The sequence below is a fragment of the Streptomyces sp. NBC_01237 genome (genome assembly GCF_035917275.1).
GTDB lineage: Bacteria > Actinomycetota > Actinomycetes > Streptomycetales > Streptomycetaceae > Streptomyces.
The window spans coordinates 1,270,378-1,292,360 of record NZ_CP108509.1; the positions used below are offsets into that span (position 1 = coordinate 1,270,378).

Here is a 21,983-nt window from a genome sequence, read left to right on the forward strand (position 1 = left end):
TTAGGGCTCAAGGCCGCGCGGTACCGAGCCACCGCCTTCTGGCTCGGTACCGGCCCGACCGCATGGCGGCTCAGCTGCGGCGGTCTCCCGGCCGGGACGCGTAGGAGGTGGCCTGGGAGCCGTCGACGGACACCTCAAGCCGTCCGATGCTTTCGATCTCCACGACGACGCGGTCCCCGTGGGCGAGCGGGCCGACCCCGGCCGGCGTGCCCGTCGCGATCACGTCGCCCGGGTACAGAGTCATCACCGAGGAGGCGTAGGCGATCAGTTCACGGACTCCGAATATGAGGTCGGCGGTGTTGGTGCGCTGCCGGGTCTCCCCCGCCACGTCGCAGCGCAGATGGAGCCGGCCGGGATCGGGAATGCCGTCGGCGGTGACCACCCACGGCCCGATGGGGGTGAAGGTGTCGAAGGACTTACGGGTGGACCGGTCCTCACCGGACCTGACGGTGATGTCGAGCAGGCAGGTGTAGCCGAAGACGTGGTCCAGCGCGTCCTCGGCGCTCACTCGCGACGCGGTGCGGCCGATGACGACGCCCAGCTCGCCTTCCTGGTCGGTGCGCTGGTCGGAGTAGGGCAGGACGATGGCCTGACCGGGGCCGATCACCGATGAGTTGGCTTTCAGGAAGACGCCCAGGTCGGCGATGGACGTGGGGTAGTCCATCTCGGCCTTGTGATCGAGGTAGTTGACCGGGGCACCGATGATCTTTCCGGGGCGGGGCAGTGGCGCTTCGAGCGTCACCTCCGACAGCGGCGCCCGGCGGCCGCGTGATGGCACCAGTACCGGGCCGGTTCCCTCGGCCAGCGTCTCGATGTAGTGGTGGAGTGCACCGGCCGCGCCGGTGGAGGGAGAACCGGCCTGGTCGGTCACGTCGATGATCGTGTCGCCGTCGACGACACCGAGCCGTCCCTGGTTGAAAAGGGCCAGACGCATCGTGGCCTCCTTGGGGGTGTCAGAGGGGTGGGGTGGTCAGGCGCCGGGGTCGGCGCTCTCGGTGCGGTAGAGGCCCAGGGAGCGCATGACCGGCTCGTCGCTGTAGGAGAACAGGACCGCGTCGCCGGACGTGGAGGTGTTCAGGTGCCGGTAGGAGGCCCAGCCGGGTATGGCGAAGGTGTCGTTCTCGGTCCAGTCGAGGCGCGTGCCGTCGACGATGGTGGCGCCTTCGCCGCGGACGACATTGAAGATGGTCGATGCGGTCTGGCGGCGGCCGGCTCCGTCGAAGCCCGGGCGCAGCCTCTGGACACGGCAGCCGATGGTGGGCATGACGGGCCCGCCGGTCCAGGGGTTGGTGTACTCCAGCACGATGCCGTCGACGTCGCTGCCTGCGGCCGTGTCCGCGATGGCTTCCAGTGCCCGGTCGGTCTCCTGCCAGGTGTAGCGGGTGACAGGAGAGTTGGGTCCCTGCGGAGTGATCCACGCCGGAGTCAGGCGGCCGTGGAGGAACTGACGGGACCCGGCGTCGTCGGGCAGGGTCACGGGCTGGAGGCGTTGAGGATACTTCTCGTAGAACCCTGCCTCCAGGGCGTTGACGAGGGGGTAGTCCAGCGCGTCGAGCCAGATCATCGGCACGTCGCCCTCGTGTGTGTGGTCGTGCCAGTGCCACCCGGGGGTGAGCAGGAGGTCGCCGGGGGCCATGAAGACGCGTTCACCGTTGACGGTGGTCCAGGCGCCGTCGCCCTCCAGGATGAAGCGGAAGGCGTTGGAGGTGTGCCGGTGTGCTTGGGCCGTTTCACCGGGGAGGATGACCTGCAGCCCCGCGTAGAGAGTGTTGACCGTGGCCGGTGGATCGGTCAGGCCGGGATTGACGAGCATGAGGACCCGTCGTTCGGCCTCCTCCAGAGACAGCGTCTGGGAGAAGTGCAGCAGGTGGGGCCGCAACTCCTTCCAGCTCCACCGGTGGGGCACGGCCCGGCTGCGGGGCTGGGCGGGGAACAGGTTTCCGTAGAAGCGCCACAGCGGGGCGGCGCCGAGGCCGTCGAGGGCCTTGTAGGCGGGGTCGTCGGTCATTTCGTCTCCTCGCGGGGGTCGCTCACGGGGCGGTCGATGCCTCGGGTTCGGTGGTCGGGGTCCACACCCAGGCGATGTCGTCGAAGTCGTCGGGGGCGCGGGTGGCCAGGAGCTGATTGCGCATGACGGCTCCCATGCCGTCCAGGTGGCAGATGTCACCGAACCGCCGGGCGTTGGTCTGGATGCCTGTGGCTCGTTCACTGCGCAGGCCGGCGTAGGAAGTGAAGGCATCCGCCGGGTCGGTGTGCTCGCGCAGAGACCTTCCCAGGGCCACCGCGTCCTCCAGGGCCTGGCAGGCACCCTGAGCCAGGTACTGCAGCATCGGGTGAGCGGCGTCGCCCAGCAGCACGATTCGTCCATGGACCCAGTCGGCGACCGGCAGCCGGTCGAACAGGGGCCAGCGCCGGTCCCGCGCGACCAGAGGCAGGGCGTCGCGCACCGTACTGCACGCTCCGGCGAACCGCTCCTCCAGCTCCGCCTCGGTGCCCCAGTCGTCCGAGTCGGGGGTGTAGTGGTCGCTCTCGAAGACCGCGACCTGGTTGTAGAGCTCGCCGCGCCGTACGGGGTACTGCACGAGATGCATCCGCGGACCGGCCCACACGATCACCGATTCCGACGACGCGTGCTGGGACATGGATCCGGTCATGCTGCTGACCGGCAGGGCTCCTCGGTAGGCCACGTAGCGGGAGCAGACGGGGTCGCCGTCGCCCACGAGGAGCTGCCGCAGACGCGAGTGGAGGCCGTCCGCCGCCACCACCGCGTCCGCCGTCAGCCGCTCGGGCGTCTCGGCGAAGTCCAGGCGCACCTCGTGCGGTGTCTGTTCCGCGCCGGTGACGGTGTGTCCGGTGCGCAGACTGATCGAGGGGTGCTCCTGGCAGGCTGCCAAAAGTGCCTGGTGCAGATCGGTGCGGTGGGTGACGAGGTAGGGATGCTTGAAGCGGCTGCGGTAGGCGTTGCTTCGCAGGTCGAGGGCGGCTATCTGCTCGCCGCCGAGTGCGTCCATCATGACGAGTCGCGGCGGCGCGACTGCTGAACGTTGTACGGCGTCGAGAACGCCGAGTTCCGCAAGAGCGAGCGAGGCGTTCGGGGCCAGCTGGAGGCCGGCTCCGATCTCTCCGAAGCGTGCGGCTCGCTCCACCAGTGTCACGCGGTGGCCGGTCCGGGCGACCGCGAGGGCTGCGGCCAGCCCACCGATGCCGCCTCCGACGACGGCGATGTGCAGGGGCGGAGAAGTCAAAGGCACCAGGGCCTCCTTGGAGGGGGTCGGTCCGCGTCCATTGCGGTCGCTGTGTCGGGATCGTTGTCGTGCGGACCATCAGGGCGGAAGGGCGGCAGGTTGCTGCGGGTCCTCGGGGTGACCCGCGAAGGCTCAGCAGGCGGCAGCCGCGCTGTCGATGTGCACGGGTGCACCGGTGTGGGCGCGGATGTCTTCGACGGTGACACCGGGCGCGGTCTCCACCAGGACCAGACCGCGGTCGGTGACGTCCAGGACGCCGAGATCGGTGATGATCCGGCCGACGCAGAGGCGGCCGGTCAGCGGCAGGGTGCAGTCCTGGACGATCTTCGCAGAGCCGTCCTTGGCGGTGTGCTCCATCAGCGCGATGACTCGGCGTGCGCCGTGGACGAGGTCCATGGCTCCACCCATGCCCTTGACCATCTTGCCGGGGACCATCCAGTTCGCCAGGTCGCCTCGGTGCGAGACCTGCATGGCTCCCAGTACGGCGGTGTCGATGTGACCGCCGCGGATCATCCCGAACGACAGGGCCGAGTCGAAGAAGGACGCGCCCGGAAGGACGGTGACGGTCTCCTTGCCCGCGTTGATCAGATCGGAGTCGATCTCGTCCTCGGTGGGGTAGGGGCCTGTGCCGAGGATGCCGTTCTCCGAGTGCAGCACGACGTGCACACCGGCTGGTACGAATGCCGGGATGAGGGTGGGCAGACCGATGCCGAGATTGACGTACGAGCCGTCGGTCAGCTCGTTGGCGGCCCGCGCGGCCATCTGGTTGCGGTTCCAGGCCATCAGCTGCGCACCGTCCTCTTCTCGATCTGCTTGTCGGCCGCCTGGGCGGGGGTGAGGGGCACGACGCGCTGGACGAAGACGCCCGGCAGATGCACGTGGTCCGGGTCGAGGTCTCCCGGCTCGACGAGCTCCTCGACTTCGGCGATCGTGATGCGGCCGGCCATGGCGGCCAGTGGATTGAAGTTGGCTGCGGCGTGGCGGAAGACGAGGTTGCCGTGCCGGTCGCCCCGCCGGGCGCGCACGAGCGCGAAGTCAGCGGTGATGCCGCGTTCGAGGACGTGGGTCCGGCCGTCGTACTCCCGGGTCTCCTTGGGCGGGGAGGCGAGGGCCACAGCGCCGTCGGGCGCATACCGCCAGGGCAGTCCGCCGTCGGCGATCTGGGTGCCGACGCCGGCGGGTGTGTAGAAGGCGGGGATGCCGCAGCCTCCGGCACGCAGCCGTTCTGCGAGGGTTCCCTGGGGTACGAGCTCGACTTCGAGTTCGCCGCCGAGGTACTGCCGGGCGAACTCCTTGTTCTCGCCGACGTAGGAGCCGGTGACCCGGGAGATGCGTCCGGCCGACAGCAGGATCCCGAGCCCTCGGCCGTCAGTGCCGCAGTTGTTGGACACGACCTTGAGGTCGGTGGTGTTCTGGCTGTGCAGGGCTCGTATCAGCGTCTCGGGTATGCCACTGAGGCCGAACCCGCCGACGGCGATGGACGCGCCGTGAGGGATGTCGGCGACGGCCTCCGTGGCTTCATGGATGACCTTGTCCACGGTTCCAGATTCCTTTCAGGTCAGTGGGCTGGGCAGCACGGCCAGCCTCCAGCCGTCGGCGACGGCCCGGCCGGTGCCACCGGCCGTGCCGAAGTTCAGGTCGGCTTTCCCTTCGTGCACTCCCATCAGCCGGCCTCGGTACGCAGTGCGTCGGACACCGACTTCACACCGCCGTGCGAGGTGAGGCCGCCGTCCACCGGTATGTCGGCGCCGGTGATGAAGGACGACTCTTCCGAGAGGAGGAACACCACCAGGGGGGCAACCTCCTCGACTCGTCCGACGCGGCCCAGCGGTGTTTCCGCGATGTTCGCTTTACGGAATGCCGGTGCCGCTGAAGCCGTCATCTCTGTTTCGATGAAACCGGGGTGGATCGTGTTCACCCGGATTCCGCGCGGTCCGAGCTCAAGGGCAGCGGTCTTCGACAGGCCCCGCAGCGCCCACTTGCTCGTGGTGTAGGCAACGGGGTAGTGCGCTGTGAGCGCGGCGGAGGAGCCGACGTTCACGACCGACGCCCCAGGGGGCATCAGCGGAGCAAGGTGCTGCATACCCAGCAGTGGTCCGTGGACGTTGACGGCGTGGACGCGGCTCATGTCCTCGGAGGTGATCTCGTCCAGCCGGGCACGCCAGGTGATGCCGGCGTTGTTGACCAGGCCGTTGACCGTCCCGTAGGTCTCGCGCAGGTAGCTGGCGAGGTCGGCCCAGTCCTCGGCCAGGGTGACATCGAGCCGACGTACGTTCTCGCCGCCACGCACATCGGTGGCGACGACGGTGGCGCCCTCGCGCGCCAAGGCCGCAGCCTCGGCAGCGCCCTGCCCCCGTGCCGCTCCGGTGACGACGATGACTTTTCCTGCGAGCCTTCCGCTGCTCACGGCCGCTCCCGGTTGCGGCGCCGCGCGCGGGGCAGCTGGACCGGAGCCACGCCGGGCGTGATGCGAGTGGTGAGCGACCCGAGACCTTCCACGGTCAAGGTGACCGTGTCGCCGGGCCCCAGTGGCGACGGGCTCTGTTCGCCGGAACGGCCCCATAGTTCGGCCAGGCAGCCGCCGTTGCCGCAGGTGCCCGACCCCAGGACGTCGCCGGCGACGATGCTGGTGCCGCGCGAGGCGTAGGCGGCCATTTCCTCGAAAGTCCAGCTCATGTTGGACAGGAGGTCGTTGCCGACCTTTGCACCATTGATCTCGGCGGTCAGCGCGAGGCGCAGAAAGCCTTCGCTGTCCCGGTAGGGCTCCAGCTCGTCGGCGGTCACCAGGTAGGGGCCGAGAGTGGAGGCGGTGTCCTTCCCCTTGCACGGTCCGAGACCCACCTGCATCTCTGCCGACTGCAGGTCCCGCGCGGACCAGTCGTTGAAGATCGTGTAGCCGACGATGTGGTCCTGCGCCTGTGCCGAGGTCAAGTCACGGCCGTCCCGTCCGATGACGGCTGCCACCTCCAGTTCGAAGTCGAGTACGGAGGATCCGGGAGGCATGGGAACGTCGTCGTGGGGGCCGAACACCGCGTGCGGGTTGGTGAAATAGAAGGTGGGTGCCTCGTACCACTGCTCGGGAACGCCCGCTTCGCCGCTCACGGACCGGCGTACACCTTCTACGTGTTCTTCGAAGGTGACGAAGTCCCTCACGGACGACGGCTGCAGGGGTGCCAGGAGCCGCACCTGGGAGACGTGCGGGCCGGGCGGCACGTCCTGGGCCACCGCCGCGGCGGCGAGCAGGCCGGCCAAGCCACCGGTTTCACGAATCAGGTCGGTCAGCGAGGTGACGCCCGGCAGGGGGAAGAGTGTGCCGTCGTCGTCCACTACAGCGACACGCGGGCGGTGGCGGTACTCGAAAGCGGCGAAGCGCATGATGCGGCTCCAAGAGGGAGGGGAAACGAGGTCGAATACACGACGCGCCGGCCTGGACACGCCAGGCGAGTGGCGGGACCACGGGGCGGGCTCAGGGCCGGACGCCCTCGACCGGGAGCGCGGAGGCAGGGGTCCCAGCGGGACACCGCCCCCGCGCTCCCGGGGGCAACGCGGGCCGGAGGCTAGACCGGTGGGGCGACGAAGCTGCCGCGGTCGGGGTCGTTGAAGGACTCCTTGGCGACAAGTTCGTTCATCGGGTTCGCCGTACCCCACTGGTCGGCGACCTCGGGCTGGGAGAAGTCGTAGACGTGGGGGTGCCAGGTGTCCTCGTCGAGTTCCTCCAGCTCGGTGGTGTACTCGACGGTGTTGCCGTGGGGGTCGAGGAAGTAGGTGAACGTGTTGTCACCCGCCGTGTGCCGGCCCGGGCCCCAGATCTTGGTGAATCCGGCCCGGGTCACTCGCCCTGAGCCGCGCATGTACTCGTCGATGCCACGCATCTCGAAGGAGATGTGATGGAGCGATGTGTGCGGTCCCTTGGCCAGTGCCATGGAGTGGTGCTGGCTGCTGATGCGCATGAAGTGCATGACGTCGCCCATGTGGGGCGAACTGAGCGTGTCGGAGAGCCGGAAGCCGAGGTGCTGCTCGTACCAGGTCCGGGTCCGCTCCAGGTCGGGCGAGTTGAGCACGACGTGCGACAGCTTGACCGGGATCGCCTCCTTCTCCTCGATCTTGCGGTGACGCCGGACCTCGACGTCCGCGGAGACTTCGATGGTGCGTCCGTCGACGTCGAAGAAGCGGAAGCCGTAGCCCCCTCCTGGGGTGTTGCCGGTGCCCGGCTGCGAGATCAGTTTCACGCCTGTGGACAGGAGCTGTTCGGCGAGCGTGTCGACGTCCGCCGGAGTGGCGGCGCCGTAGGAGACGAGGTCCAAGCGCTTCTCGTCCGCCTTGCGCAGCCGGACCACATACTGCTCCGGGCTGCCCTCGGCAGCGAGGAAGGAGATGCCGGAATCCTCGGCGACCTTGGTGAGTCCCCAGACACCGGCGTAGAAGTCGAGCTGTTTGTCGTAGTCGGGCACGGCGAGGTCCACGTGCCGAAGGTGGGTCAACAGGCGGCTTGTGCTCATGCGGGTTGCCTCCTCAGGCGGGAGAGATGTTGAGCAGTGCGGCGGCGTTCCGGCCGCGGATGGCGTCGAGATCGGCCTCGTCCAGTTCGGCGGACCGCAGGGCGGCGACAGGGTCGGCCGCACCCATGTCGAAGGGGAAGTCGGAACCGAGCAGCACCCGGTCGGCTCCTGCGGCTCGCACCAGTGCCCGGAGCACCTGCGGGTCGTGCACCAGGGAGTCGAAGTACAGCCGCCGCAAATAGCTGCTCGGGGGCTGGGCGCAGTCGGCGGACGCGTCGTTCCGGGCGCGCCAGGCGTGGTCGCTGCGCCCGATATGGGTCGGCAGGTAGCCGCCGCCGTGCGCCGCGATGATCTTCAGTCCGGGATGCCGGTCCAGGACCCCGGAGAAGATCAGGTGGGACAGGGCGACGGCGTTTTCGCTGGGTTGACCCACGGTGTTGGACAGGTACCACTGGTCAAGACGCTCGTCGAGCGTGCAGCCGAAGGGGTGCAGGAAGATGACGGCGCCCGTCTCCTCGGCACGCGTCCACAAGGAGTTGTAGGCGGGATCGGACAGTTCCCGACCGGGGGCGTGGCTGGAGATCTCCACCCCGGCCAGGCCCTGTTCGAGGGCGTGATCCAGTGCCGCGACGGTCTGCTCGGGGTGCTGGAGGGGTACCAGGCCGAGGCCCCGGAGCCGGTCCGGTGCCTGGGCGCAGTGGGCTGCTGTGGCCTCGTTGGCGAGTCGGTAGACCTTCTCGGCCGTCGGAGCGTCGGTCCAGTAGTGGTAGTGCGAGGGTGAGGGGCTGACCAGCTGGACGTCGACGCCCTGCGCGTCCATAGCGGCCAGGCGTTCCGTCACTTCGGTCAGACGGGGCAGGCGGTCGCGGACCATCGGGCCGCTGACCGCGAGAGCGGCGGGGCCGTTGCGCCGGGCGTCGAGCTCCTTGGCCAGCGCGTACCCGGGCTGATCGGCCAGGAGAGCCTCGACCTGGGGGAGCAGGACGTGGGCGTGCACATCCACGGTGGGGGCGGTCACGGCAGCTCCCTGAGCATCGTCATCGTACGGGCCATCAGCCCCGGCACGTCGGCGTCCCGGACGTGGTCGAGCTGCCACTGGCCGATCTGGACGGACGCCTCGACGACGGGGCGAACCCGGCTGATCCGCCGCTCGTAGTAGGCCTGCAGCAGTTCCCCGTCCCAGACTTCGGCCTCGGTCAGCAACTGTGCGAGCACCCACGCGTCCTCCAGCGACAGCGCGGCGCCCTGCGCGAGGGTCGGGGGGCAGCAGTGGGCTGCGTCGCCGATGAGGACGACGCGGCCGCGGTGCCACGAACCCTCGACCAGCAGCCGGTCGAACCAGGTGTAGTTGACCTTGGACGGGTCGGTGATCGTGGCGGTGATGGCCGGCCAGGCACCTCCGTACGTGGAGGCGATCTTCCGCATCTCCTGCGCGTACGACTCGGGCGGTATGGAGGCGCGGTCCCGGTTCCTCTCCACCACGTACGCGTACAGGGTGGTGTCGCTGGTGGGGCAGTAGCCGGCGATGAATGCCGCGCCGCCGTAGGCGAGGTCGGTGCGCTCGACTCCGGCGGGTCTCGGGGCGGCCGCACGCCAGATGGCCATGCCGGTCGGTTCCGGCTTGTCCGTGATGCCGATCTGTGCGCGCGTGGCCGAGCCCAGTCCGTCGGCGGCGATGACCAGGTCGTAGCAGTGCTTGCTGCCATCGCTCAGGCGGACGGAGACGCCGGTGTCGTCCTGGGTCTCGATGGTGGCGGTGGTGCCCAGACGGATGGTCGCGCCACTTGCACGGACGGCCTCGATGAGGATGTGCTGCAGACGCGGGCGCTGCATGCCCACGGTTGCCGGAAGGTCGTCGCCGCCGGTGCGCAGGTCGCGCTGGACGTGCAGGACGGTGCCGTCGGGGGCGGTGATCCCGACCGACCCGAACGCGAACCCGGAGGCCTTGACGTCCTCCCAGACGCCCAGTTCGCGTAGCACCCGCAGGGCGTTTCCCTGGAGGGTGATGCCGGATCCGGCGGTGGCGTTCCAGTCGTCCTTCGCTTCGACGAGGTCGACCTCGATTCCGGCGCGGCGCAGCAGGATGGTGACGGTGTTGCCGGCTGCTCCGCCTCCGATGACCAGGACTTTGCGAGGTGTGCTCATGGGGAACTCCCTTGTTCCTCGGGCTGTGGGCCCCGGGACTACTTGACGGCGATGGGGTTGACGGGTGACCCGACGGCGCCGGTGATGGGCAGGGGTGCGGCAGTGAGCCAGAACTCGTAGACGCCGTCGGCCGCGCAGTCCTCGGCGAGAGCCTCCAGGTCCCACATCTCGCCGATGAGCAGGCCGATGTGGGGGATGACGACTTGGTGCAGTGGCTGGAAGGCGTGGTCGAACTCGTTGGGCCGTACCTCGAAGCCCCAGGTGTCGGTGGCGATCGCGGCGATCTCGCTGCCGTGGAGCCAGGGCGCCGTGGTGAAGGAGAGCCCCGGGGCAGCGCCGCCGGCGTAGTCGCCCCAGCCGTCCCGGCGCACGCGGGCGAGCTGCCCGGTTCGGACGAGGACGATGTCGCCGCGGCCGACCGTCACCGCGTGGGCTTCGGCGGCGGCCACCAGGTGCTCCTCGGTGATGGCGAACCCGTCGGGAAGTTCACCGTCCTCTCCGGTCGTCCGGCCGACGTCCAGCAGCACGGCTCGCCCGGCGATGTGTGGCGCCATGTGCTCGATGCCGGTGACCTGGTCGCCGTCGGAGGTGACGACCTGCTCGGCCGGCCGGCCGTTCCACGCCTTGCCGTGGTCGAAGATGTGGCCCAGGCCGTCCCACTGGGTGGAGCACTGCAGCGGCATCGCGATCACGTCGTCGGCGCCGCCGATGCCGTGGGGAAGTCCCTGGTTGCCCAGGGCTGCGTCCGTGCCGGTGTCGAGCATGGTGTGGACCGGGTTGGTCCGCCGCCGCCAGCCCTTCTGGGGGCCGTTGATGTCGAAGCGCTGGGACAGGGAGAAGCTGACGCCTCGCCGTATCAGGGCCGCGCCTTGACGGCGCTTGGCCTCGTCGAGGTAGTTCACGGTGCCGAGGCGGTCGTCCTCGCCCCAGCGGCCCCAGTTGGAGCACTGCTCGGCCGCTTGAGCGACCGCGCCCGCGGGGTCGGTGCGGTTCATTTCCCCTCCGCGACACATCGGGTGCGCTGGGCGCCCAGTCCGGAGATGGAGGCGTCCATGACGTCGCCGTCGCGCAGCAGGCGCCCCCAGTGCATGCCATTGCCGGCCGGCGACCCGGTGAGTACGAGGTCGCCGGGGAGCAGGCGCGCGCTCTGGGAGGCGTACGCGACCATGCGCGCCACGTCGAAGATCATGTCCTTGGTGGACTCGTCCTGCATGACCTCGCCGTTCAGCTTCAAGGTGAGCTGCAGGTCGCCGGTGTCGCCGATCGATTCGGCGGGCACGATCCACGGCCCCAGGGGGGTGAACCCGGGAGCGTTCTTGCTGCGCAGCCAGTCCGTTCCAATCTGTGGCATGTCCCTGCGGAAGACGGTGGCCCGGTCGGTGAGGTCGTTGGCGATCGTGTAGCCGGCCACGTAGTCCAGCGCCTCCTGAGGGGAGACCTGGTAGGCGGGGCGGGCGATCACCGCGGCCAGCTCCAGTTCCCAGTCCGGCTTTGCCGCCCACGCGGGCAGCGTGACGTCGTCGTTGGGGCCGGAGATGGAGCTGGGCAGGCCGATGAACATGTACGGAAGATCGTCGGCGGCACGTCGGTCCATGATCTCGGCCGCTTCGGCGCGCGCCTCCTCCTCGGAGCGCCCGTCGGACGGATCGCGGTGTGCGACGTGCAGGTCGATGACGTGCTGGCGGTAGTTGGCGCCCGACTGGAAGATCTGCCGCGGTTCCACGGGAGCGAGGACACGGAAGTCGGCCAGAGGACGGCGGGGCAGTCCCTCCTCGGCTGCGAGATCACGCAGCAGCGGGAGAATGGTCGGCCACTGCTCCAGCAGGGCCCGCATGGTCAGCGCCGGATCGGCCAGGGCCGTACGCAGGTCGAGGACCTGACTGTCGCGGTCGACGAGAGCGGGGAAGGCCGGGCCGTCAGCGGTTGAGAGGGTGCCCAGGGCGAAAGGCCCGGCAAATGAGTCAGAAGCGGATCGAGATTTCACCGGCATGTCCTCCTGGTTGCGGTGGGACTAATCTGGACCCGCTCCCAGCAATCAGGGAAATCGATTATCTGGATCACTACCATTCACCAGGCAGATAACCTCTGGTGGCAGCGCACGTGAAGGGAAGCCGTCCCGTGAACCTGGCCCGTCTCGACCTCAACCTCGTCGTGGCCCTCCGTGCCCTCCTCGAAGAGCGCAACGTCACCAAGGCGGGGCAGCGTGTAGGGCTCAGCCAGCCCGCGATGAGTGCCGCGTTGGGCCGGCTGCGGCGGCATTTCGGCGACGAGCTCCTGTCCCGCGTGGGGAGCCAGTACGAACTCACCGCGCTCGGCCAGGTCCTCCTGGACCGCACCGCCACCGCATATGACGTCATCGAACGGCTCTTCGCCAGCCAGGCCGCCTTCGACCCGTCCACGGAGACCCGCGAGTTCCGCCTCGTGGCCTCCGACTACGCCGTCGACGTCTTCGGCGTCGAACTGGCCCGCGTCATCCACGAGGAGGCCCCGGGAATCCGGCTGCGCTTCACCCGCACCCCCATCACCATCGTCGATGACACCGCGAGCCTGCTCAGCGCCACCGACGGGCTACTGATGCCCCACGGCGTCATCAGCGACTTCCCCGCCACCGATCTGTACGACGACCGCTGGGTCTTCGTCGTCGCCGACGACCACCCCAGCATCGAGGACCGGTTGACCCGCCAGGACCTTGCCCGGCTGCCCTGGGTCACCTACCAACGCACCTACGACGCCCCCGCCGTACGCCAGCTCGGCATGCTCGGCATCGAACCGCGCGTCGAGGTCTCCGTCGACAGCTTCCACGCCCTTCCCGCCCTTGTCGCCGGGACCCGCCGCATCGCACTCGTCCAAGCCCGCCTCGCCCGCCTGCTCGCCCCCATCGCGGCCGTACGCGTACTCGATCCTCCTTACGAGGCGGTGCCGCTGCGCGAAGCGCTCTGGTGGCACCCGGTCCACACGCACGACGCCGCCCACATCTGGCTCCGCGAAACCGCGGCCAGGGTCGGCCGGCGCGTCGCCGATGCGGAGATCTGACGCCTTCGCCTGTCGCGCGGGGCCCACAGGCAGGGCGTGAGAACGTCGCTCAGATGTCATCCATCTGATGGATGGAACACATCGTGAACACAGATGACGCAAGGGGTGGGCAGCGCGTTCACCGGCACGCATAGTCGAGGGCACCTCCGCCCCTCGTTCCACGCCGCCCCGGCCAGACGGGCGGCAGGACCAGGCGCAGCCCTCTTCCCCTTCGCGCGCTCTGGAGTGCCGCCATGCCAGCGTCCCACGCCCCGCTGTCGTCCGACCATGCCGCAGCGCCCGCCGGCCGTCTTCCAGCCGCTGTGCTCATGGCCGGCAGTTGCCTGCCCGTCCTCGGGGCGGTGCTCCTTGCCCCCGTACTGCCGCGCATACAGGAGCACTTCGACCACGTCCCCGGTAGCGCGGCCCTGGTCCCTGTCGTCCTGACCGTCCCCGCGCTCGCGCTCGCCCTGCTCGCCCCGTTCGCCGGCGTCATCGTCGACCGGCTCGGGCGTAAGCGGCTCCTCGTCATCGCCACGGCGCTCTACGCGGTGTTCGGAACCGCTCCCCTCTGGCTGGAGTCGCTCCACGCCATCGTCGTCAGCCGCGTACTGGTCGGCGTCACCGAAGCGGCCATCATGACCGCCTGCACCACTCTGATCGGCGACTACTACAGCGGCGAGGTACGCGACCGCTACCTTGCCCTGCAGACCATGTGCGCCTCAGCTTCTGCCACGGTCTTCTTCGTCCTCGGCGGGGTACTGGGAGCGGCTGACTGGCGTGCTCCGTTCTGGCTGTACGCGGCGGGTTTGCTCGTCGCTCCGGTGATGGCCCGCGTCCTACCGAAACCCGCCCTCCCGCAGAAAGAACAGGGGGCATCCGCCCGGTCGGCCCAGCACCCCTTCCCGGTGCGCCGCATGGCCGGGATCTGCCTTCTCACGGTCTTCGGCGCCGTGGTCTTCTACACGGTCCCCGTGGAGATGGCATATCTCCTGGATGATCTCGGCATCGACTCCACCAGCGCCATCGGTGTCGTCACCGCGGCGGCCAGCGCCGCCACCGTCCTCGGTTCCGTCATCTTCGCCCGGCTGCCCCAGCACCGACGTCTCCGGCTCCCCGCGCTGTTCGCCTGGTGCGCTGCCGGCTTCCTCGTCATGGGCCTGGCCGACAGCCTCCCGCTGCTGATCACCGGAGCCGTCATCAACTGCGTGGGCACCGGCATGCTTCTGCCGTCGCTGGTGACCCGCGCCATGTCCAGGCTCGGATTCGCCGACCGCGGCCGCGGCATGGGCCTTTGGACTGCGGCCTTCTTCCTCGGTCAGTTCCTCTGCCCCCTGGTCCTGTTGGCCGGCAAGGGCGCCGTAGGCAGCCTCGCAGTCGCCGTCGCCGCTCTCGGTGCCGCCACCGCCATCACCGCCGCCCTGATCCTCCCGGCAGCACGCCGGAACTCCGTCGACGCAGAAGTGACGACGGGCGACCGGTAGGCGATGTCATCAGCCAACAGCAGTGTCGACACACGCCGGACATGCCTCCGTACGTCCACGCCGGTCGTCAGCACCCCGTGAACATCGACGTGAGCCGTTCCTTGGGCCGTCTGCTCGGTGAGCCGGCGGCCCCCAGGCATGTCCGCGGGACGTCTGCCGGCCCCCTGTACAACGCGGGAGTCATCGGCCACACCTCACTGGTTGACCGGAGCACCGCAGGGGCTCAACGGCTATGGGAAAGGCCCGCGTTGGCGCCAGGCGTGGAACCTCCCCGAGCCCCTGACGGCACGTGTGGCCGACGAGGTCCGAGCCGGTGCGAGGCCGGGCAGGGGGCGGCGGCCTCTTGGGCACTGCTCCTACGGGAGACTCGGTGCCGCCGTGCTGCGCCGCACCACCAGCCGTGGGGTCATCGTGGTCCGCATGGCCCGGTCGCGTCGGCCTTCCACCCGCTCGATCAGCATCCGCGCGGCGGCCAGGCCCATGGTGTGTCCTGCCTGGTCGACGCTGGTCAGCTGGACCGGGGCGAGCGAGGCGATCGCGGTGTTGTTGTAGCCGACGAGAGAGATGTCCCCGGGGATCGACAGACCGAGGTCGGCGGCGGCTCGGTAGATGCCGAGGGCTGCTACGTCAGCTCCGGCCAGGATCGCGGTGGGCCGCTGCGCACCGGACAGAAGCGCGAGACCGGCTGTATGGCCGCCGTCGTCGGAGTAAGCGGAGTGGTGCACCCGCGCCCGGTCGGCCAGTCCGTGCCGGTCCATCGCCTGGAGGAATCCGTCGGCCAGAGCGATCTCCGGAGGTCGCTGCCAGCGTCCGCTCCTGCTGCCGGGCGCGGAGACAAGGGCGATGTCACGGTGGCCGAGTTCGACAAGGTGGTCCACCACCAGCCCCGCCCCGACATCGTCCGCGTCGATGACGGAATCGTGCACGTCAGAGCTGTCGTGGTGTCCGATGACCACGGTAGGAGTCGTTGCCGCCATGCTCAGAACCTCGGAACGCGGGGTTCCTGGAGCGATGAGGACCAGACCGTCCATCTGGCGGTCCACCATGGCACGGATGGTCCGGGACTGCTCGTCCGCACCGAAGCCTGCCGCTCCGATCAGCACCGTGTACTCGCTGTCGCTCAGCTCCTCGCGGATGCCGTCGAGGACGTCGGCGAAGAACGCGTTGCGGACGTTGTCGAGCAGGACACCGATCGTGTACGTACGTCCTCGCATACCGCGGGCGGCCGCGTGTGGGCGGTACTCCAACTCGGCCATGGCGGCCCGGACCCGCTCCTGCATGCCCGGGCTCACGCCGTAGGCGTTGCGCATGACCTTGGATACGGCGGCGGTGGACACGCCTGCATGACGGGCGACATCGGTGATCGTCACCCGTTTCGTTTCTCTGGGCGAGCTGTCCGCAGCCACAAGAACCTCATTCTCCTCACAGTTGGTGTAACGGTCTACACGCACGGCCACAGGAGGACCGGGTCATTCGACCATGCAAAGTCGATGTTACGCGCCTGTGTCTTGACGACGCCATAGAGATGGCGTCATGGTGTGACCATCTTAAATGGAGAACGTTCTACACGACTCCATTCTCTCAGCGGCCGCCCCACCGCCGCCCCGCGCCTGCTCGGCGCCCCCTCTCCTTCACGATCCCTGGGAGTCACCAGTGCCCCATCGCATGATCCGCGCCCGCCGTACTCGTCTGACCCTCTTCTCGGCCGGCGTCACGTCCCTGGCCCTTCTCGCTTCCGCTTGCGGCGGCAGTGGCACCTCCGCGGCACCCAAGGATTTCAAGTACCTCAGCGTCACTGAGAACACGACCACCAGAACGGCACTGACCAAGCTCTCCAAAAGCTCCTGCAAGGCCGAGAACGATGCCCTGCCGCTGAAGGTCGAAACCGTGCCTCAGGCGAGTCTGGACCAGAAGCTCCAGCTGCTCGCTGGCCAGGACGCACTGCCCGCCCAGTTCGCCGCCGGCAACGCGCCCGCGCTCACCAAGCAGCTCGCCGAGTCCGGCAAGGTGGCCAACCTGGATCTCGAACTCGAACGGCTCGGCGTCTTCGATGAGCTCGAGCCCGCTGCCGTCTCCACCATCAAGGCCCTGTACGACGGCAAGGTGCAGACGCTGCCCTACGAGTACAACATCGAGGGAATCTTCTACAACAAGAAGATTTTCAAGGAGAAGGGTATCGAGGTCCCCGGCACCTGGGACGAATTGATCGCGGCCTCGGACAAGCTCAACGCCAAGGACGTCCAGCCCTTCGCCGCCTCCGGCCAGCAGGGCTGGCCGATCACCCGCCTCATCAGCGGGTACCTCTACCGGAGCCTTGGGCCCGACGCTCTCGACAAGGTCAACGCCGGCCTGGCCCAGCTGACCGAGCCCGAGTACGTCAAGGCCGCCGAGGAGATCGCTGCTCTCGGCAAGAAGGGCTACTTCGGCAAGGGGGTCGGTTCCATCGACTACGACACGGCGATGAACCAGTTCCTCACCGGCAAGTCCGCCATGTTCTACATGGGCAGCTGGGCCCTGGCCAACATCTCCGACCCCAAGCAGAACAAGGTCGGCGCCGAAAACGTCGGCTTCATGCCTTTCCCCGCCGTCACCGGCGGCGCCGGCTCCGCCGACCAGTACCCCTCCAACGTGGGTCTGGCCGTCACCCTCGGCTCGAAGAACTTCGACAAGAAGACCGACGCCTGGGTGCGCTGCATCGCCAAGAACTACGGCAGCACCGCGCTCAAGGACCACGGCTCCATCTCCGGCTTCAAGGTCAACACGCCGGTCAAGGACGCCAACGAGGTCACGACCACCGTGCGCAAGACGATCAGCTCCTCCCAGCAGAACGTCCTGTGGTTCGAAGCGTTCTTCAGCACCAAGGCGACCACGGCCAGCCAGACCAACGCCGCCGGACTAGTCACCGGCAGCGTAAGTCCCAAGCAGTTCATGGAGACCGTCCAGAGCGCACTCAGCAGCAAGTAGAGCCCGGCTGACGGACGGCTCGCCACCCGGCGGGCGAGCCGTCCCCCGGATACCTGGCCGGCCCCTCCACCTGAAACGAAGTGGACACCACTCATGCACCGCGTACTCGGTGACCGCAGAGCGATCATGATCCTGCTCGGTCCCGCACTCCTCGTGTACACCCTGATCATGCTCGTCCCCACGGTGTGGTCGCTCGGGTACTCCTTCACCAAGGGCAACTCCATCGACGGCTTCACCGGCAACGGTCTGGCCAACTTCACCAGGCTCCTCTCCGACCAAGCCGTCCACGACGCCCTCTGGTTCACCGTGAAGTACGCGGTCCTCGTCACCGTCGGGCAGGTCATCGCCGGCTACCTCCTGGCCCTGCTCTACGTCTTCTTCCTCAAGAAGGCGTCCGCGCTCATCCGCACCCTGGTCTTCTTCCCGGTCGTCCTGCCCACCGTCGCCGTCGGCCTGCTCTTCCAGAAGTTCTTCCAGGTCGCCCCACAGACCGGACCCGTCAACTCCCTGCTCAACACCTTCGGCTTGGAGTCCATAGACTTCTTCGGCAGCGCGGGAAGCGCCTTCTGGGTGCTGGTCAGCATGGACATCTGGCGCTCCATGGGCTTCTACGCCGTACTCCTGTTCGCCGGCCTCGTCGACATCCCCGACGAGGTCCTCGAATCAGCCCGCCTCGACGGCGCTTCCGGCCTTCGCCTCATCCGCCATATCGTCCTGCCGCTCTCCCTGCCGGTCCTCATGTCCTCCTTGATCTTCAGCATCAACGGCACTCTCAAAGTCTTCGACTCCGTCGTCGCCCTCACCAACGGCGGCCCCGGAAGCGGCACCACCCCGCTGACCCTGTACATGTTCCAAACGTCGTTCACCTACAGCGAGTACGGCTACGGCAGCACCATCGCGCTGCTCCTCACCGTCGTCTGCCTTCTGGTGAGCCTGGCGGTCTACCGCGTCTCGCGACGCGACATCACGGAGGGCTGAACGCCATGGCCATCGAAACTCCCCTCAAGCCCGCCTCTCCCGGACAAGGGCGCACCAGGCACCAGAAACGCAATCCCGTCCGCAAGTCGGGCGGCCGTCTCTGGATCAAGATCGCCGTAACCTTCCTGCTGGTCATCGAGGTCTACCCGCTGATCTGGATGTTCCTCACATCGCTGAAGTCCAACAGCGACTACCTCAACAACTCCACCTGGAGCCTTCCCACCACCTGGGAGTGGGGCAACTACACCGAAGCCTGGACCACAGGGAACATAGGTCTCTATGTCCAGAACAGTCTGCTGGCCGTCGTCCCCGCCCTGGCCCTCATCCTGCTTCTTGGCACCGCGGCCGGATTCGCCCTGCAGATCATGGTCTGGAAGGGCCGAAGCCTGACCCTCCTGGTCTTTCTCGCAGGAATGATGGTCCCGCCGCAGATGATCCTGCTGCCCCTGTTCACCGTCTATTTCCAGGCCGGCCTCTCCGGAACCTTGTGGCCGCTCATCCTTACCTACACGGGCACGGGCCTCCCGTTGACCGTATTCATGATGGCCACCTATTACCGAACCGTGCCCCGAGAGCTCTTCGAAGCGGCGACTCTGGACGGTGCCGGGATCTTGCGTGCTTTCTGGACCATCAGCGTGCCGATGGTCCGCAACGCACTGCTCACGGTCGGGCTGGTGCAGTTCTTCTTCATCTGGAACGACCTCCTCATCGCCCTCACCTTCACCAACAGCCAGGATCTGCGCACCATTCAGGTCGGTCTGCTGAACTTCACCGGCGACTTCGGTGCCACCCAGTACGGCCCGCTGTTCGCAGCCATCTGCATCAACGTGTTCGGCACACTCGTGATCTACCTGTTCCTCAACCAGAAGGTCATGAAGGGCCTCACCTCAGGAGCGGTCAAGGGCTGAACCACCCCCGCCCCGCACTCCCGAGCACACGAAAGGTCCCTTCCTTGCAGTCCCTCCAGCCTTCCCCGGTGCGCTTCGAGCATCTGCCGGACGGCCTCGGCATCGGAACCAGCACCCCCCGCCTGTCCTGGACCTCCCCGCCCGAAGCCGGGGACCAGCATGCCTACGAAGTCGAGCTTCGCCGCGACGACCGACTCCACCGCACGGGCCGTATCACCGCACCCGACCACCTGCTCGTACCTTGGCCCGACGAACCACTCAGCTCACGCGAGCGTGTTGCCGTGCGCGTGCGCACCTGGTCGACAGAAGGCGGCGCGCCCTCGCCGTGGAGTCGGCCCGCGGTCGTCGAGGCCGGCCTGTTCGAGCCGGGTGACTGGACCGCTCTCCCCGTCGGTGCCGCCTGGCAGGAGGACCCTGCAGCCGAACGCCGCCCGGCCCGCGTCCGTAAGCACTTCCGAGCGGACGACAAGCCGGTCGAGCGCGCCCGGCTCTACATCACCGCCCATGGTCTGTACGAGGCGGAGATCAACGGGACCCGAGTCGGTGACGAGACCCTGGCACCCGGCTGGACCGTCTATCAACATCGTCTGCGCTACCGCACCTACGACGTCACCTCCCTCCTCGCCTGCGGCACCAACACCATCGGTGCCTGGCTCGCGGACGGCTGGTACCGCGGCAAGTACGGCTTCGACGGCGGCACACGCAACATCTACGGCACCGACCAGTCCCTCATAGCCCAACTCGAGATCACCTACACCGACGGAACCAGCACGGTGGTCGCCACCGACCACACCTGGCACGCCGCCTTCGGCCCCATCCTGACCAGCGGCCTGTACGAAGGCGAGACGTTCGATGCCCGGCTGGACGACCCGCACTGGGCCACTCCGAGCGCGCCCCAGGACAACTGGACACCCGTACGCGTCGGAAGCCGAGACCCCAGGACACTGGTCGCGCCCGAAGGTCCCCCGGTCCGGTGCACCCAGGAAATCGCTCCTGTGTCCGTCACCCGCACCTCCGACGGCCGGCACCTGATCGACTTCGGGCAGAACCTGGTGGGCCGTCTACGGATCACCGCGGAGGGGCCGGCCGGCGCCACCCTCATCTTCCGGCACGCAGAGGTCCTCCAGAACGGAGAACTCGCCACCCTCCCCCTGCGCGAAGCACACTCCACGGACATCCTCGTCCTGCCGGGCAACGGTCCCTATACGTGGGAACCTCGCTTCACCCTCCACGGCTTTCGCTATGCAGAGATAAGGGGCTGGACCGGCGAGCTCGCCCCGCATGCCGTGACCGCGCGCGTCCACCACACGGACATGCGTCGCACGGGCTGGTTCGAGTGCAGCGATCCCCTGGTCAACCGCCTCCACGAGAACGTCCTGTGGAGCATGCGAGGCAACTTCGTCGACATCCCGACCGACTGCCCTCAGCGCGATGAGCGCCTTGGCTGGACCGGAGACATCCAGGTCTTCACCCCCACCGCGAGCTTCCTCTACGACTGCGCCGGCATGCTCAACTCCTGGCTCACCGACGTGGGCAGGGAACAGCTGCCGGATGGCACCATCCCCTGGTACGTGCCGGTCATCCCCGGCAATGCGATGTGGACCCCGATCCAACCGGGGGCCGCCTGGGGAGACGTCGCCACCCTCACTCCCTGGGCCCTGTACCAGCGCTTCGGTGATCTCGAACTTCTACGGCGTCACTACCCCATGGCCAAGGCGTGGGTCGACCTCGTCGAGAAGCTCGCCGGCCCCGAGCGACTCTGGGACACCGGGTTCCAACTAGGGGACTGGCTCGACCCGGCCGCCCCACCGGATGACCCCGCCGCCGGCCGCACCGACCGCCACCTCGTCGCCACCGCCTACTTCGCAAACTCCACCCGGCACCTCGCCCGTGCCGCCCAAGCGCTGGGTCGTACAGGCGAAACAGATCGGTACGACACACTCGCCGACGAAGTCACCACGGCGTTCCGACGACGCTACGCCCAACCCGACGGCCGCCTGTCGAGCGACAGCCCCACCGCGTACGCCATCGCCATCGTGTTCAACCTTCTTGAGACCCCACAGCGTGTAGTGGCAGGCGACCGTCTTGCCGAACTCGTCCGCCAGGACGACGCGCGCATCGCCACAGGCTTCGTCGGGACCCCTCTCATCTGCGACGCACTGACGGATACCGGCCACCTCGACAGCGCCTACCGTCTGCTTCTGCAGACCGAATGCCCGTCGTGGCTCTACCCCGTCACCATGGGCGCCACCACCATCTGGGAACGCTGGGACAGTCTCCGCCCGGACGGAACCCTCAACCCAGGCGGCATGACTTCCTTCAATCACTACGCTCTCGGTGCGGTCGCCGACTGGCTCCACCGAGTCGTCGGAGGCATCGAGGTCACAGCGCCGGGCGCTGCCACACTTGCCTTCCGACCCCGCCCCGGCGGCGGCATCACGTGGGCCCGCACCCGCCATGAGACGCCCCACGGAACCGCCGCGATCTCCTGGCAAACCACTCCGGCCGGCATCAAGGCCCAGATCACCGTGCCCCCGAACTGCACAGCACTCGCCGAGCTGCCGGGCTACGCAGCCCAAACTCTCGGCCCCGGCACACACATATTTCCTCAAGAAAATCGCAGAATCGACTGAGCAGGCGCCGCAAAAGTCCCAAATACCCTCGCTCATGCCCGGCATGACTCCACCTTTCATGCCGGGCATTTGCGTGCCTTGAAAGGTCACCTGCATCCATGAGGCGGATGGCCGT

General features: G+C 68.1%; 19 protein-coding genes. 6 read left to right on the forward strand and 13 right to left on the reverse strand.

The genetic code is table 11. The annotated features are described in order from the left end of the window. Window positions 1-70 precede the first annotated feature (70 nt). From OG251_RS41745 to OG251_RS41800, 12 genes are all read right to left on the reverse strand, one after another. A complete protein-coding gene (locus tag OG251_RS41745; RefSeq protein WP_326682486.1) occupies window positions 71-934 on the reverse strand; it encodes a fumarylacetoacetate hydrolase family protein in 864 nt (287 codons plus the stop codon). 36 nt (window positions 935-970) lie between these two features. Continuing rightward, a complete protein-coding gene (locus tag OG251_RS41750) occupies window positions 971-2,008 on the reverse strand; it encodes a cupin domain-containing protein (RefSeq protein WP_326682487.1) in 1,038 nt (345 codons plus the stop codon). Window positions 2,009-2,030: 22 nt separating this feature from the next. After that, the gene (locus OG251_RS41755; protein WP_326682488.1) at window positions 2,031-3,251 is read right to left on the reverse strand and encodes an FAD-dependent monooxygenase; all 1,221 of its coding nucleotides are present in this window, start codon (window positions 3,249-3,251) and stop codon (window positions 2,031-2,033) included. A 126-nt stretch (window positions 3,252-3,377) separates the two neighbouring features. Then, window positions 3,378-4,028, reverse strand: coding sequence for a CoA transferase subunit B (locus tag OG251_RS41760; RefSeq protein ID WP_326682489.1), 651 nt, complete (start codon window positions 4,026-4,028; stop codon window positions 3,378-3,380). Beyond that, window positions 4,028-4,783: a CoA transferase subunit A gene (locus OG251_RS41765; protein ID WP_326682490.1), complete on the reverse strand. Its 756-nt coding sequence runs from the start codon at window positions 4,781-4,783 to the stop codon at window positions 4,028-4,030. The genes OG251_RS41760 and OG251_RS41765 overlap by 1 nt, the downstream gene beginning before the upstream one ends. A 125-nt stretch (window positions 4,784-4,908) precedes the next feature. Further along, window positions 4,909-5,652: an SDR family NAD(P)-dependent oxidoreductase gene (locus OG251_RS41770; RefSeq protein ID WP_326682491.1), complete on the reverse strand. Its 744-nt coding sequence runs from the start codon at window positions 5,650-5,652 to the stop codon at window positions 4,909-4,911. Beyond that, complete coding sequence (locus OG251_RS41775; protein ID WP_326682492.1) at window positions 5,649-6,620, reverse strand: fumarylacetoacetate hydrolase family protein; 972 nt, start codon at window positions 6,618-6,620, stop codon at window positions 5,649-5,651. Before OG251_RS41775 ends, OG251_RS41770 begins: the two co-directional genes overlap by 4 nt. Window positions 6,621-6,802: 182 nt before the next feature. Further along, window positions 6,803-7,744 (reverse strand): VOC family protein, encoded by a 942-nt coding sequence (locus OG251_RS41780; protein WP_326682493.1) that lies wholly within the window; start codon window positions 7,742-7,744, stop codon window positions 6,803-6,805. 13 nt (window positions 7,745-7,757) lie between these two features. Then, window positions 7,758-8,762, reverse strand: coding sequence for an amidohydrolase family protein (locus OG251_RS41785; protein WP_326682494.1), 1,005 nt, complete (start codon window positions 8,760-8,762; stop codon window positions 7,758-7,760). Beyond that, window positions 8,759-9,889, reverse strand: a complete 1,131-nt coding sequence (locus OG251_RS41790; RefSeq protein ID WP_326682495.1) for an FAD-dependent oxidoreductase — start codon at window positions 9,887-9,889, stop codon at window positions 8,759-8,761. The genes OG251_RS41785 and OG251_RS41790 overlap by 4 nt, the downstream gene beginning before the upstream one ends. Window positions 9,890-9,927: 38 nt before the next feature. Next, complete coding sequence (locus OG251_RS41795) at window positions 9,928-10,884, reverse strand: cyclase family protein (protein WP_326682496.1); 957 nt, start codon at window positions 10,882-10,884, stop codon at window positions 9,928-9,930. After that, window positions 10,881-11,879, reverse strand: a complete 999-nt coding sequence (locus tag OG251_RS41800) for a fumarylacetoacetate hydrolase family protein (RefSeq protein WP_326682497.1) — start codon at window positions 11,877-11,879, stop codon at window positions 10,881-10,883. Before OG251_RS41800 ends, OG251_RS41795 begins: the two co-directional genes overlap by 4 nt. A gap of 128 nt (window positions 11,880-12,007) precedes the next feature. On the opposite strand from OG251_RS41800, the gene OG251_RS41805 reads away from it, so the two are divergent. Together OG251_RS41805 and OG251_RS41810 are read left to right on the forward strand one after the other, a co-directional pair. Continuing rightward, entirely contained in the window at window positions 12,008-12,922 is a 915-nt protein-coding gene (locus OG251_RS41805; protein ID WP_326682498.1) for a LysR family transcriptional regulator, read from the forward strand. A gap of 308 nt (window positions 12,923-13,230) precedes the next feature. After that, window positions 13,231-14,385: an MFS transporter gene (locus OG251_RS41810; protein WP_326682499.1), complete on the forward strand. Its 1,155-nt coding sequence runs from the start codon at window positions 13,231-13,233 to the stop codon at window positions 14,383-14,385. Between the two features lie 356 nt (window positions 14,386-14,741). Here OG251_RS41810 and OG251_RS41815 read toward each other — a convergent pair whose 3' ends face one another. Further along, window positions 14,742-15,755, reverse strand: coding sequence for a LacI family DNA-binding transcriptional regulator (locus OG251_RS41815; RefSeq protein ID WP_326682500.1), 1,014 nt, complete (start codon window positions 15,753-15,755; stop codon window positions 14,742-14,744). Between the two features lie 283 nt (window positions 15,756-16,038). Between OG251_RS41815 and OG251_RS41820 the strand changes: the two genes are divergently transcribed. The 4 genes from OG251_RS41820 (at window position 16,039) to OG251_RS41835 (ending at window position 21,868) form a co-directional block, all read left to right on the forward strand. After that, on the forward strand, window positions 16,039-17,349 hold the full coding sequence (locus tag OG251_RS41820; RefSeq protein ID WP_326682501.1) for an ABC transporter substrate-binding protein: 1,311 nt from the start codon (window positions 16,039-16,041) through the stop codon (window positions 17,347-17,349). Between the two features lie 93 nt (window positions 17,350-17,442). Further along, on the forward strand, window positions 17,443-18,327 hold the full coding sequence (locus tag OG251_RS41825; protein ID WP_326682502.1) for a carbohydrate ABC transporter permease: 885 nt from the start codon (window positions 17,443-17,445) through the stop codon (window positions 18,325-18,327). A 5-nt stretch (window positions 18,328-18,332) separates the two neighbouring features. Next, on the forward strand, window positions 18,333-19,235 hold the full coding sequence (locus OG251_RS41830; protein ID WP_326682503.1) for a carbohydrate ABC transporter permease: 903 nt from the start codon (window positions 18,333-18,335) through the stop codon (window positions 19,233-19,235). Between the two features lie 68 nt (window positions 19,236-19,303). Further along, window positions 19,304-21,868 carry a family 78 glycoside hydrolase catalytic domain gene (locus tag OG251_RS41835; RefSeq protein WP_326682504.1) on the forward strand — a complete coding sequence of 855 codons (2,565 nt, stop codon included), beginning with the start codon at window positions 19,304-19,306 and terminating at the stop codon, window positions 21,866-21,868. The last annotated feature ends 115 nt before the right edge of the window (window positions 21,869-21,983 follow it).